This window comes from Rhodopirellula sp. P2 (assembly GCF_028768465.1).
Lineage (GTDB): Bacteria > Planctomycetota > Planctomycetia > Pirellulales > Pirellulaceae > Rhodopirellula.
The window spans coordinates 5,168,095-5,181,914 of the sequence record NZ_CP118225.1 but is presented as its reverse complement, the minus strand read 5'-3'; the positions used below and the strand labels follow the sequence as shown (position 1 = coordinate 5,181,914).

Here is a 13,820-nt window from a genome sequence, read left to right as displayed (position 1 = left end):
CGGCTTCCGGCCTGTGATCGAGCAGCACACCTTCAGGTTCCATCACGGGTTGGAAGCCGATGCCACATTCGTTTCTACAGGTGTTGCTCGATCAATCGAATCATCGCTTGGGAAGATTCCACCGCACCCACGGTTGTTGTCTTGGGGAACAACAACTTGGGGATCGTGCCCGAGCCCGCTCGCTGATACAGCTGCACGTGCTTTTGGATGTATTCCGAAGGTGTCGGACCGCTCATCGTTGATTTCAGCTTGGCTTCATCAACTAACTTGGAAGCGTGCGATGTCGCTTGAGCAAGCGTCGGCTTGGATTCGAACACATAGGAGTGAAAGTCCGCGAATTTTTCTCGGTCAACGATCCAAACCGCGACGGCCAGCTTGGCCAAATCGCAAGCTTCGCGGTGCATCGCGTTGGTGCTCTGGATCGCCGGATTGCAGCGGCCGTCCAAAGGAACCGGCAACACGATCACCGCCAATCGATCGCCATAGTGTTCTCTCGCGGCTTCCAGTGACTCGTGCGTGCGTTGGCAGTGCGGGCAGGTGTAATCAAACATCTCCACCAGCACCATTTCCGCGTCGGGTTTTCCGATGAGCGGCCAATCCTTGGTTGCCAACCGAACTCCGCCCAAAATCTCAGCCGTCTTCGGTGTCGGGTCTGGTTCCGCAGCGACCTCCATCGTCAACATCGATGCGGGATGGATCAACGCCAAGGCGAGGCGTGATGGATCGAGGCTGGAAACTTGGGCGAGCAGTTCGGTTGCTTTCCGATTCACGCGGACTGATTCTGGCGGCGCGAACAGGCCTTCGATCTCGCCAGCTTGAGCGGAGTCGCCTGTTGCGGGGGCTTCGAACAAGGCAGGAGCCTGGAACGTGCCGGGGGCTTCGAACACGCCCGGTGCCTCGAACGTGCCTGGTGCCTCAAACGTGCCTGGTGATGCGGGAACGCCAGGTGCCTCGAATGTGGCTGGTTGTGCGCTATGATCAATGACTTCGAATGTGGGGGCTGGTTCGGTTGCGACTTGCAGGGTGATCATCGCGGCCAACCCGGCCGCCGCGAGCGATCCCACCAACCGCAGCGATGGGGTTTGGGCAGGGCGGCTGAACAGAAACGTGCCCGCCAGAACGATTCCCGCGACGTGAGCGACCATGCAGTACGGGCACAGGTGCCCCAGAGCAAAGACTTGCAGGCCGATGAACCAGATGGCGGCTCCACCGGCGGTCAGAGCGACGACGCCGAGCGTGCCCCAGCGGACTCGGTTCCAGAACACACTGATTGGCTGGAACAACAGCAGCGAGATCACGCTGACGTGCGTCAGGATGGCTGGAACGCTGACCGGCAGGGCCCCGACCTTGGACCAACGGCTGTGCAGCACGTGACTGCAATCAAACAGGCTTCCGCCACCGCACCCGGCCACAGGGGAGGATGTGAACGCGGTGTAGGCGAGGTAACTGCTCGTGCCCAGCGCGACGATGCTGCACATCAGCATGGTCCACCACGCACTGACTCGAAGCCGCGGCAACGACGCACTCCTTGAAAATCTCTCGTTCCACGGGCGTTGATGCTCGCGGGAAAGCGAATGATTGCCGGAGGAGTGCAGGTCGACGGTGGCCATGGTGGATCCAAGCGAATGTCTGGTGAGAAAATCAGGTTGCGTTGGATCGCTTGGATTGCAGTTTGTGTGCCAATGATTGAACGACTTGAGGAAAGTTGCCCAGATTGCTGAAAACGCCAGGTTTGACGCTCCCAAGGGGACTCGCTCAGCCACTCGGCAACGGATTTGAAAGCAAATGAACCAATGGTCCCCGTTTCGGCACCCGAGGTGGAGGCTTTCGGTCCATCATGCCCGCTGGCGTGTCGTCAAAAGTGTCGCATTTTCGGTTGCCAACCGTCTCAATTTGGGAACTTTCGGCGGGCCGTCGCGTTGCAAACCACCGGTTGATCCCGGCGTTCACGCTGGCAACGACAACGGTCCAGCCCGTCTCAACCCCGCCGCACTCACTGCAGCGGGCTGTACGTGCGGCGGTATTCTGTCGGGGTGATCCCGGTTGAGGTCTTGAACTGCCGCGTGAGATGGCTCTGGTCATAGAACCCGGTGCTGGCCGCGATCACCCCCACCGCTTCCTGCGTGGTCTCCAGCAGGTGCCTGGCCACGCCCACCCGAACTTCGCGAAGGTAGTGGTTGGGGGTGATTCCAAACAAACGGGTGAATTCGCGGTGCAATTGGCTTTGTGACAGGTTGGCTTCTCGAGCCAAATCCGAAACCGAGATTTCGTCGCCGTAATGTTGCGTCACGAACTGCACCACCTTCAACAGTCGCAAATGCCCGCTCTCGGGAGCCTCAGAGTCATGGTAAGGCCGTTTCACTCCCGCCAGTGCCACCACGTCGCCTGCTTGGTTGAGCAGAGGGATCTTGTTGCAGGAATAAATCTGGGGCACACCGCGGCTGTCGGGGACCAACCAAACCTGGTCGGTCAGCGTCTCCCCCGATGCGACCACTCGCCGGTCCTCTTCGACGTACTGCGTTGCGGTGGCGGGTGGGAAGAAATCGAAGTCGGTCTTCCCAATGATCGCCGATTCATCGTCCACCCCCACGACCCGGCAGACCACGCGATTGGCTCGCAAGTAACGTCCATCGGCGGCTTTGACGTACATGTAAACCTGTGGCAAATAATCGAATAGCTGCAAGCATGCCAAGGGATTGACAATGCTTCCGAAGACTTCGTTTCGCCATTCTGTGACGTCTGGGTTGGATTTGGTCATGCGAGGATTTTACAAATCGATGCAATGAATCGGCAAGACATCCAGTCGTGGGTGGACAATAATGAATGCCTGAACGACGTCGTATCGTTGACGCCACGGTTGTGTCCGTTTCGCGTTGTTCGCCTGCCTCCTGCCCCACCACGCCGATCGCATGAGTGAACTCATCGTCCAAAATCTCGGATGCCCGAAAGAGTCGTCCGCATTCCTCCCGGAGTCAACGCTGGGAGCGAAATTGCGTCCGAAGCCCGCTGCTGGGAATGCTTGGACTGGCCGAGCCGAGGCAATCATTGGGTTCGTTCTCGTTCTGATTGCGATCGGATCGATCGATGCGGCAGACGCTCAAGCCGACGAAGTGTCGTTCTCTCGCGACGTGCTGCCGGTGCTGTCGGATCGCTGCTTTCATTGTCACGGGCCCGATGAAGGCAATCGCGAAGCGGACTTGCGACTGGACGTGGAATCGGCTGCCAAAGAAGACCGCGGTGGTTACGCGGCGGTGCAGCCCGGTGATCTTGAAAGCAGTGAGCTTTGGAACCGGATCGTTTCGGATGATGAAGACGCGGTCATGCCGCCAACCGATTCGCATCGGAAACCGCTCAGCGACAAGGAACGGGAGGCCATCCGGCAATGGATTCTCGACGGTGCCCACTGGGGAAAACACTGGTCATTTGAAAAGCTGACCCGCCCCAGTGTGCCTGACACAGCGCCACATCCCATCGATGCGTTTGTGATCGACAAACTGGCTGAGAACGATCTGCAGCTCAGTCCACCGGCGGCTCCGATCACCCAGTTTCGACGTCTGGCATTTGACTTGACTGGCATGTCGCCGACGACGCAGCAGATGGCGGAATTGCCAGCCGACATGAATGCGTCGTGGATGGACGCGGAGTGGAATCGTTTGGTCGATCAGTTCCTCGAATCCCCTCACTACGCCGAACGCATGGCGATGTGGTGGCTCGATGCCGCCCGCTATTCCGACTCGGATGGTTTCCAACAAGACGGCACGCGAGAAAACTGGCCCTGGCGAGATTGGGTGATCGAGCAATTTGCCAGCAACCGACCGTTTGACGAATTCACGATCGAACAATTCGCCGGCGACTTGCTGCCCAATGCAACAGCCGAGCAAAAGCTGGCGACGTGTTTCCATCGCAATCACATGACCAATGGCGAAGGTGGCCGCGATCCCGAAGAATCTCGCATCGACTACGTCATCGACCGAGTCAACACGACTGGCACCGTCTGGTTGGGGCTGACGCTGGGCTGTGTGCAATGCCACACGCACAAATTTGATCCCATCACGCATCACGATTACTACTCGTTGGCGGCCTACTTCAACAGCATCGACGAGGATGGTCGAGCGGGGATGAATGCAACGCCTTACCTGGAATTCGAATCTCCCACGGTCGATCCACAAGTCAACGAATTCGCGACGTTTGTCACTCAGTGGGAAGAAGCCGAAGTCACCGAAAAACAACGTGCCGTGGAACGTTTCGAAAAATGGTTGTCAGAGTTCCGAAGTAATCCACCCTCTGAACATTCGGCATGGCACATGCCGCCGCCGAAACTGAACAGCAGCGAGGGAACCGAGTTCGAAGTCGAAGCCGATGGCATCGTGCAAACGCACGGGCCAACGCCGGTTCAAGACGACTACCGAGTGGTCATGCAGATCCCCAGCGACATGTCTCGTGTCACCGGGATCCGCATCGAAGTGTTTCCTCACCCGTCGCACGTGGACGGGCGTTTTGCACGAGACGGCAATGGTGAGTTCACACTGACCAGCGTCCTCGCCATGGGCCGCCGCGAAGGAAGTCCCTCCGAGAGCCAATTGGATCTATCGCATGCGATGGCCGATTACGAAGCGGACAAGAAACGTGAAACCGAGTGGGATAAAAAGTACGGCGGAATTCGCGAAACGCTCAACGATGACGCTCGCGACGGTTGGACGACCGACGGTGCCGAAACGATCTCGCCTCACGTCGGGGTTTACGAACTGGAGCAACCTTGGCAGGTCGAACCGGGCGACCAATTTGTTGTGCTTCTGCGTCACCGCTCCACCCACGGGCACGCCAACATCGGCCGGTTTCGTGTCTCGCTGTCGTCCGAGCAAGGCGAGACGGTTCGGCGGGTCGATGGCGGTTCTCCGATCTTAGAATTGGTCGAACTTCTCAACGTGGAACGGAATCCAGAGGACGATGAGCAGCTCGTCGACGAAAAACTCCGCCAGCGACTGCTCGACCAATACTTGCTTGCAGACGAAGACTACCAATTCGCGTCCAACCGCTTGAAACGAGCTCGCAAGCAGCTTGCGGATCTGAAAAAGCAGTCCCAGCCGCGGAAAGTCATGGTGTTGAAGGAACGCGAAAAACCGCGTGACACTCATGTGTTGTTGCGTGGCGTCTGGGATGCCAAAGGCGACGTTGTTCAACCCGCTGTGCTGCCCAGTGTCCTGGAATGGCCAGCCGAAAAGGCACGCACGCGGTTGGACTTGGCGAACTGGATCGTCGATCCCAAAAACCCGCTCACGGCACGTGTTGCCGCCAACCACATGTGGCAATTGATGTTCGGCGCTGGGTTGGTTCGAACCCCTGACGATTTCGGCTTGCAAGGTGAATTGCCGACGCATCCGAAATTGCTGGATTGGTTGGCGGTCGAGCTGATGGAAAATGATTGGAATCTGCGACACATTCTTCGCCTGATTGCAACCAGCCAAACGTATCGGCAAAGCAGCGTGGCAACCGCCGAGTTGTTGGAACGGGACCCCGAAAATCGATTGCTTGCCAGAGCACCCCGGTTTCGTTTGCCCGCGTGGATGATTCGTGACAATGCCTTGCGAGTTTCCGGTTTGTTGGATCCCACCGTCGGTGGACCGCCCGTGTACCCGTATCAACCGCCTGGCGTTTGGGCTGAGATCACGATGGGACGGTTTGATTATCAACCCAGCCTTGGGGATCGGCAGTACCGGCGAACTCTGTACGCGTTTTGGCGGCGCAGCAGTGCACCGACGTTTCTGTTCGACAGTGCTCAACGCCGTGTTTGTGAAGTCGGCGTTCGCCGCACCAACACCCCGCTGCATGCCCTGACGCTGATGAACGACGAAACCATGTTGGAGTCCTCTCGGGCGATTGCGGATGCGATCGTTTGCCCGTCGGATTCCTCCGCGGAAACCTCCTGGGAATCCAATGCCAACGCGCTGGCCGGGCGAGTTCTTTCGCGAACACTCAGCACGCCTGAATTGGCCGCGTTGAAATCCGTCTGGAGCCGCACGAACCAGTACTACTCCGACCATCTAGCAGACGCGATTGAGTTTTGTTCGGTCGGGCAAACCGGGCCGCCTGGTGAAGACGTGGCGGCCGAAACCGCGGCTTGGCAAACAACCGCCAGCCTGATCTTGAATCTCGACGAAGCCATGACACGTGAGTGAGTCGGTTTGCCGGCCCGCATGAAGACACCCCCCAAACCACGTCACCCAAAACACTTCGATTCCAATGAACCAACACGAATTCCACCAGCAGCTCGGAAGAAGAAGTTTCCTCGCTCAAGCCGGGTTCAATTTCGGTGCTTTGGCGGCCGGAGCCATGCTGGGTGATGAGTTGGCCGCCGCTGAGTTGAAATCCAGCCTGCCGCACTTCGCTCCCAAGGCCAAGCGGGTGATCTTTCTGACGCAGTCGGGCGGTCCGTCTCAGATTGAATTGTTCGATCACAAACCCAACCTGCCCCAGCTGGCTGGCACCGAGCTGCCCGACAGTGTGCGTCAGGGGCAACGCCTGACCGGCATGACCAAGAATCAAAAGCAATTGATTCTGCCGGCGATCACCAAGTTTCATCGTCACGGTGAATGTGGCCGGTTGATTGGCGAGTGGCTGCCGCACATCGGTGCGATTTCCGATGAACTTTGCTTTGTCAAATCGATGGTCACGGACGAGATCAACCACGCGCCAGCGATGACCAAGTTTCTGACCGGTCACCAACTGCCAGGTCGCCCCGGTTTTGGTGCCTGGGCGAGTTACGGGTTGGGCAGCATGAATCAGAATTTGCCCGACTACGTGGTGCTGATTTCAAAGATGAAACGTCCCAGCGATCAACCGCTGTATGACCACTATTGGGGCAGCGGTTTTTTGCCGTCCAAACATCAAGGCGTCAAGCTGCGTAGTGCCAAGGATCCGGTGCTCTATCTGAACGATCCGGACGGCTTCCCGAGAGAATTGCGACGCGAAATGCTGGACGGGTTGGCGTCGTTGAATCGTTCCCATCACGCGGACACCATGGATCCCGAAATCGAAACCCGGATCTCGCAGTACGAGATGGCGTTTCGAATGCAAACTAGCATTCCAGAACTGACTGATCTGAGCGATGAGTCCGACGCCACGTTTGAGTTGTACGGCCCGGATTCTCGGCGTCCCGGCAGTTATGCCGCCAACTGCATCTTGGCCCGTCGGTTGGCGGAACGAGATGTGAGGTTCATTCAATTGTTCCATCCCGATTGGGATCACCATTCCAGGCTCAGTTCCTGGTGCGTTTCACGCTGTGTCGATACGGATCAACCCAGTGCAGCATTGGTCAAAGATTTGAAACAACGCGGTCTGCTGGATGACACTCTGATCATATGGGGCGGCGAATTTGGACGCGGTGTCGCGGGACAAGGCAAATGGGATTCACCCGAAGCCGGTCGCGATCACCACCCACGATGCTTCACGATCTGGATGGCAGGTGCCGGTATCAAACCTGGAATCAGCTACGGACAAACAGATGACTTCAGTTACAACGTCGTCGAAAATCCGGTCCACGTCCGGGACTTGCATGCCACGGCACTGCACGTGCTGGGGATCGACCACGAGCGATTCACGCATCGCTATCAAGGGCTTGATTTCAAATTGACCGGCGTGGAACCGTCCCAGGTCGTGCACGACCTCTTGGTGTAGCCAGCGCGGAAAAGGGGGCAAGTACCTTTTTCTGGCCGTTCGCAAATGTCGTCGCTCCGCGACTTTGGTGGAGGTGTCTTGGCGTTGGTGACCTTGGGTTGAAACCCAAGGCTTTCGACTGCCGTCACTCCGTGACTGGTGCGCGGTGGATGCATGGACCCGTGAAGGCGTGCCCCGGTGAATGCGGACCACGGGGGACGCGTGCTGCGTCAACGAATCCAACCGCGGAGCGGTGACAGCTGGTAGCCTCGGGTTTCAACCCGAGGTCAAGTGCGACACCCCCGAAACGGGAAAGCCGCGGCGCGGCGACAGCTGTTCGACCCCGTTCGCAAATGTCGTCGCTCCGCGACTTTGGTGGAGGTGTCGTGGCGTTGGTGACCTTGGGTTGAAACCCAAGGCTTTCGACTGCCGTCACTCCGTGACTGGTGCGCGGTGGATGCATGGACCCGTGAAGGCGTGCCCCGGTGAATGCGGACCACGGGGGACGCGTGCTGCGTCAACGAGTCCAACCGCGGAGCGGTGACAGTTGGTAGCCTCGGGTTTCAACCCGAGGTCTCGTGCGACACCCCCGCAACGGGAAAGCCGCGGCGCGGCGACAGGTGTTCGACCCCGTTCGCAAATGTCGTCGCTCCGCGACTTGATGGACGTGTCGTGGCGTTGGTGACCTTGGGTTGAAACCCAAGGCTTTCTGCTGTCGTCACTCCGTGACTGGTGCGCGGCTCGCCCCGGTGGATCCGTGAATGCGTGCCCCGGTGAATCCGTGAATGCGTGCCCCGGTGAATGCGGACCGCGGGGGACGCGTGCTGCGTCAGCGAATCCAACCGCGGAGCGGTGACAGCTGGTAGCCTCGGGTTTCAACCCGAGGTCAAGTGCGACACCCCCGAAACGGGAAAGCCGCGGCGCGGCGACAGGTGTTCGACCCCGTTCGCAAATGTCGTCGCTCCGCGACTTTGGTGGAGGTGTCGTGGCGTTGGTGACCTTGGGTTGAAACCCAAGGCTTTCGACTGCCGTCACTCCGTGACTGGTGCGCGGTGGATGCATGGACCCGTGAAGGCGTGCCCCGGTGAATGCGGACCACGGGGGACGCGTGCTGCGTCAACGAATCCAACCGCGGAGCGGTGACAGCTGGTAGCCTCGGGTTTCAACCCGAGGTCTCGTGCGACACCCCCGCAACGGGAAAGCCGCGGAGCGGCGGCAGGTGTTCGACCCCGTTCCCAAATGTCGTCGCTCCGCGACTTGGTGGACGTGTCCTGGCGTTGGTGACCTTGGGTTGAAACCCAAGGCTTTCGACTACCGTCACTCCGTGACTGGTGCGCGGTGGATGCATGGACCCGCGAAGGCGTGCCCCGGTGAATCCGTGCCCTGGGGGCCGCGTGCTGCGTCAACGAATCCAACCGCGGAGCGGTGACAGCTGGTAGCCTCGGGTTTCAACCCGAGGTCTCGTGCGACACCCCCGAAACAACAAAGCCGCGGAGCGGCGACAGGTGTCGCTCACCCGCGTTCTTGCACTTTCGCTTCCATTTCCCGGAGCTTCGCGTCCAACTCGTTGATCGCCGCTTGCGACGGAGGCTCCCGGATCAGGTTGCGGTGTTCACCAGGATCCGACTGCAAGTCATAGAATTCGTCGCGTCCCTCATTGTGTCGATCGCGAATCAGCTTGTATCGCGGGGTGCGGTAGCCTCGCAGGGACGCCACCGCGTAGCGAATCATGTCGTACTCCGTGTACAGACCCTGGTCCCAATCGGCCGGTGACTCGCCCTTCAGAAGCGGTGTCAGATCTCGCCCCATCAATCCTTTCGCTGCGGGCGCATTACCCGCGACGGCGCACAGCGTCGGGAACCAATCCAAATGCGACGCGGTGTGCTCGATCACGGCTTGAGGTTTCACCACGCCGGGCCATCTCACGATCGCCGGCACTCGCAATGAATGGTCGTAAAGATTGGGGCGATATTTGTCCGAGATCACGCGAGTGCCTTGGTGCACCTTGCCTGGCGGTTTCTGCTTCGTTGCCCAGATCCCATTGCCTTTGTGCCAAATTCCATTGTGGCCCATGTTGAAGCCGTGGTCCGAAGTGAAGATCACGATGGTGTTGGATGTCAGCTCTTGATCATCCAGCGTTCGCAGCAGGCGTCCCAGGTTGCGGTCCACGCCCGTTGTGCTGGCCAAGTACTCCTTCATCATCTTGCGAACCCGCTTCGAATCCAGGCCGGGGTACTCCGGGATGGTTGGATTCATCGTGTTATAAGGTTCCCAGTCTTCTGGTGCGACGGGCAACCATCGGCCATGCGGTGCTCGGGTCGACAAGCACAGAAAGAATGGCTGGTCTGCATTTTGCTCCACAAATTTGATCGCATGATCGGTCAAAATATCCGTGGTCAGGCCTTCGAATCGTTGCACTTTGCCATCCCGTTCCAGTTCCGGGTTGTCGGGAGTGGTCCCACCGCCGGTCAGGCCCATGAACGAATCGAAGCCATGGCGGGTCGGATGCTTGTCACGGTCTTCCGGTGCCCTCCAGTCGCCCAAGTGCCACTTGCCGATCAACCCGGTGCGATAGCCCTGGCGTTGAAGCACTTCGGCGAAGGTGACGGTGGTGTCAGGATCCAGATAAATTGGAGCGTCGGGATCGTAGAGTTTGTGGCCTGGTTGCGGGATGAAATCGGTGATCCCAAATTCGCTGGCGTAGCGGCCCGTCATCAAAGCCGCACGAGCCGGGCTGCAAACCGGTGTCGTGCAGAAGAAATTCCGAAAGACGGCTCCTTCGGCAGCCAATCGATCCATGTTGGGTGTCGAGGGAACCGGGACGTCATTGAACTGCCCCGATCGAACCGCCTCGGCAAACGCCCAGGGGGCCTGGTCGTCGGTCAGCACCATCACCACATTCGGCTGAGCGGCAGGGCAGGAGCGAGCGTCCGTGACCATCATCCCGGCCATGCAAACCACCCAGGCCATCGACGCGAATCGGCAGCAAAACAACTCAACCATCCGGCTCATCACAAATCCTTCGAGGGCAAAGAAACAAGTTTGCCCGCCATCATAGACAACTTTGCCGTCCCTGTTCTTTCATCCCTTGAATGATGCTTCGAGGAATAAACACCAAGAATGATGACCAGAAGCAACCACGCCGGATTCAGCCACCCCTCCCGGGCTTTTAGCCCGTCCCGGATCGACACGAGTCGTATTTGGTAGACTCATTCGAAGACGCTGGGCACTGAGTCCAGCCCAACCGCATGGAACCCATGCGGCGAGAAAGTCCAACCATAGCATCAGGTGAAAGCCACCTTCCAAACTCCAGCATTGTCGGGCCTGCTATCTTAGAGGTGAGTTGCGAACTCCAGCTTCGCGTAACGATGGAGTGAATGCGGAGCGTTGGGAACGACCACCTTCGTATCCTTGTTGCGCTGGCGTTCACCGTCAAAACACGCCCAATGCATTGACGCTTGAAACGGGGATTGGATATGATTCATGACAGCAGTCTCTGACTTTTGGCCGATGCCATCGGCGACATTCGTTCTATGCAAATGCACGGCAGGGTACAAAATCGGGTGATGATCTGAAGCGACTTCGTCATCGGCAATCAAGTTCCCATACCCGCACGCGGGCGTTGTTTTGCAATTGAATGAAACTTCCTGACAGAGACTCTGTGACGATTTTGTACTCCTTGATTGGGGGCGCAGCGATCACGTCGTTCTTTTTGCTCGAATTTGCGGGGGTGCCAGTCTTGCGCTCACTTTGGGGGACCATTCCGGCGTTTCTTTTCGCGGAGTGCATCGCATTTCAGACGTGTCACCACAGGATCCATTGATGAAGTTAGTGTTGAAGAAACGTGCTTTGGTTGGCCCCCGCCGCTTTCAATGGCAGGTTGGTGGTTGGTTTGGAGGCGTTGCGGGCGGAACGGCTTGGATGCTTCCGGTTGCGGGGGGACTCGCATTCAATGGCCAGCCAGCACTGGCGTTGCTCCCGTTGGGGTGCGGCGTGCTGATGGGCTCGGTGGGTTGCTTCCTCTGGTACAAACGTGATCGGGTGCGGCCGTTCCAAGCATTGATTGGTTTGTTGATTTTGTTTTCGATCACCACTCCGCTCGTTTGGTTTGTGGTTGGGGCGAATGCAACGCCAACAACCCTTGCGTCTCTCAATTGGCCGCACTCAGGTTGGGTCGACGCGTTGGTTGCGTTGATCTGTCCTGCAATGATCGTCGCGTTCTGTCTGCGTGAGTTCTCGCTGAGTGCTGACTTGAATCAGAGTGGCCAAGAAATTCGGTGACATTTCTCATCGCTGCTGACTTCGATGAGGTTCTTTGCCTCATTCCGAACCGCTTCGACGCTCTGAATGGCCGCAGTCGCTCAAACAGGTTGAATGGATTTGACACGTCTTCTGATCTGGTGTTTTGGCACAAAGCCGAACGCCGATGATCCAGCCTGACTTGCATTTGCAAGGGGGCGACGCGGGCGAAGGGCTGATGTTCGATGACACCAATGCATCCGTGCGTGTTGGGCGGAGGGACGGATCGGGATTGGCTCGGAGGCACTGCGATGTCGATTGCGTGTAGAATGGCGAGTGTTTTGGCCGGCGTTTGGATTGCTCGAGCGGTCTCTGGTGTTTCGCGGATGAGGGAAAGATGCTTCGTGTTCTGAAGATGGTGATTCTGATTTCGGTCTGCTCGTCGGCCGTGGTCGGGAAAGAGCCCGCGGATACCAATTATGACGAGGCAAAAGTGCCTGCATACGAGTTGCCAGATCCATTGATCGACAATGCGGGGCAGTCCGTTGGTCGAGAGGAATGGATGCCCCATCGGCGTGGGCAAGTGCTGCGGATGTTTGAAGAATCGGTGTATGGGAAAACGCCGCCTCAAGAATTGTCGGTGCGGTATGAGGTGATGGAGACGGATCCAAACGCCTTGGACGGGCGTGCCACGCGAAAACAGGTGGCTGCGTTTTTGGGGGAAGAAGCGTACCGGATTGACATTCTGATGTATCTCCCGAATGCCTCGGAGCGGCCAGTGGCTGGGTTTGTCGGTCTAAATTTCAATGGGAACCACACGGTGCATTCGGATCCTGACATCTTGGACCGAGGGCAGGGAAAGGAACGCGGTTCATCGGCCAGTCGTTGGCAAGTGGAAGCGGTCATTGATCGTGGTTACGCACTCGCGACGGTTCATCGCGACCAGATTGATCCTGACAACTATCGCAATGACTTCACGGACGGCATTCATCCGTTGTTCTATCGCGAGGGGCAGACGAAACCTGAGCCGACGGAGTGGGGGGCTATCGGCGCTTGGGCTTGGGGTTTGTCCCGAGTGTTGGACCATTTGGAAAAGGAACCTCGTGTCGATGCGAAGCGAATCGCGGTCCTCGGGCATTCTCGATTGGGCAAGGCGGCCCTTTGGGCGGGTGCTCAGGACACTCGATTCGCAATGGTGATCAGCAATGATTCCGGTTGCGGTGGAGCGGCGTTGTACCGACGTTGCTTTGGGGAACGCATTCATCACATGATCAAGCCGGTTGGTTACTGGTTTTGCACCAATCACCATCAGTACCAACATCGAGAAGACGCCTTGCCGGTGGATCAGCACATGCTGATGGCCCTCGTGGCTCCTCGACCGTTGTATGTTGCCAGTGCGACGAACGATCGTTGGGCGGATCCCAAGGGGGAATACTTGGCCGCGAAACATGCCAGTCCCGTCTATGAGCTTTTGGGGCGGCCCGCGTTGAAACAGGCGGACCCTCCTCCACCGGGGCAACCGATTCACACGACCATCGGTTATCACTTGCGGGAGGGCGACCACAACATCACCGAGTACGATTGGGACCAGTATCTCAGGTTCGCGGATCAGCATTTGAGTCGTTAGGGGAACGGTCGGAAACGGCTTTGATCATTCACGGAACCGGGGCGAACGCCCAAACGGCTCACATGAGAGGAACCGGGGCTAACGCCCAAACGGCTCACATGGGAGGAACCGGGGCTAACGCCCAAACGGCTCACATGGGAGGAACCGGGGCTAACGCCCAAACGGCTCACATGGGAGATTGAAAAGCGGCTCAATGAACAGTCGGCTTGCGCCACTTTGCTAAGACGAAGTGATTGACGAACGGTTTCCACGTGGTATCAGCTTGTGCTGATCAAGAGTGTTTTTTTCTTTCCTTTTGAGA

General features: G+C 58.1%; 7 protein-coding genes. 4 read left to right on the top strand and 3 right to left on the bottom strand.

Going from position 1 to position 13,820, the window contains the following annotated elements:
* Positions 1–74: 74 nt before the first annotated feature.
* The gene (locus PSR62_RS18320; protein WP_443217444.1) at positions 75–1,484 is read right to left on the bottom strand and encodes a vitamin K epoxide reductase family protein; all 1,410 of its coding nucleotides are present in this window, start codon (positions 1,482–1,484) and stop codon (positions 75–77) included.
* Positions 1,485–1,993: 509 nt separating this feature from the next.
* On the bottom strand, positions 1,994–2,758 hold the full coding sequence (locus tag PSR62_RS18315; protein WP_274404446.1) for an AraC family transcriptional regulator: 765 nt from the start codon (positions 2,756–2,758) through the stop codon (positions 1,994–1,996).
* Positions 2,759–2,909: 151 nt separating this feature from the next.
* Between PSR62_RS18315 and PSR62_RS18310 the strand changes: the two genes are divergently transcribed.
* On the top strand, positions 2,910–6,176 hold the full coding sequence (locus PSR62_RS18310) for a PSD1 and planctomycete cytochrome C domain-containing protein (protein ID WP_274404445.1): 3,267 nt from the start codon (positions 2,910–2,912) through the stop codon (positions 6,174–6,176).
* Between the two features lie 64 nt (positions 6,177–6,240).
* Positions 6,241–7,674 (top strand): DUF1501 domain-containing protein, encoded by a 1,434-nt coding sequence (locus PSR62_RS18305; protein ID WP_274404444.1) that lies wholly within the window; start codon positions 6,241–6,243, stop codon positions 7,672–7,674.
* A 1,491-nt stretch (positions 7,675–9,165) separates the two neighbouring features.
* Here the strand turns inward: PSR62_RS18305 and PSR62_RS18300 are convergent.
* A complete protein-coding gene (locus PSR62_RS18300) occupies positions 9,166–10,623 on the bottom strand; it encodes a sulfatase family protein (RefSeq protein WP_274408253.1) in 1,458 nt (485 codons plus the stop codon).
* An 852-nt stretch (positions 10,624–11,475) separates the two neighbouring features.
* On the opposite strand from PSR62_RS18300, the gene PSR62_RS18295 reads away from it, so the two are divergent.
* Positions 11,476–11,934 carry a hypothetical protein gene (locus tag PSR62_RS18295; protein ID WP_274404443.1) on the top strand — a complete coding sequence of 153 codons (459 nt, stop codon included), beginning with the start codon at positions 11,476–11,478 and terminating at the stop codon, positions 11,932–11,934.
* Positions 11,935–12,289: 355 nt separating this feature from the next.
* A complete protein-coding gene (locus PSR62_RS18290) occupies positions 12,290–13,519 on the top strand; it encodes an alpha/beta hydrolase family protein (RefSeq protein ID WP_274404442.1) in 1,230 nt (409 codons plus the stop codon).
* The last annotated feature ends 301 nt before the right edge of the window (positions 13,520–13,820 follow it).

Excerpts from the sequence above, each read along its gene's own strand:
- PSR62_RS18320 (WP_443217444.1), bottom strand. The coding sequence starts at position 1,484 with ATGCTGATGTGCAGCATCGTCGCGCTGGGCACGAGCAGTTACCTCGCC.
- PSR62_RS18315 (WP_274404446.1), bottom strand. The coding sequence starts at position 2,758 with ATGACCAAATCCAACCCAGACGTCACAGAATGGCGAAACGAAGTCTTC.
- PSR62_RS18310 (WP_274404445.1), top strand. The coding sequence starts at position 2,910 with ATGAGTGAACTCATCGTCCAAAATCTCGGATGCCCGAAAGAGTCGTCC.
- PSR62_RS18305 (WP_274404444.1), top strand. The coding sequence starts at position 6,241 with ATGAACCAACACGAATTCCACCAGCAGCTCGGAAGAAGAAGTTTCCTC.
- PSR62_RS18300 (WP_274408253.1), bottom strand. The coding sequence starts at position 10,623 with ATGGCCTGGGTGGTTTGCATGGCCGGGATGATGGTCACGGACGCTCGC.
- PSR62_RS18295 (WP_274404443.1), top strand. The coding sequence starts at position 11,476 with ATGAAGTTAGTGTTGAAGAAACGTGCTTTGGTTGGCCCCCGCCGCTTT.
- PSR62_RS18290 (WP_274404442.1), top strand. The coding sequence starts at position 12,290 with ATGCTTCGTGTTCTGAAGATGGTGATTCTGATTTCGGTCTGCTCGTCG.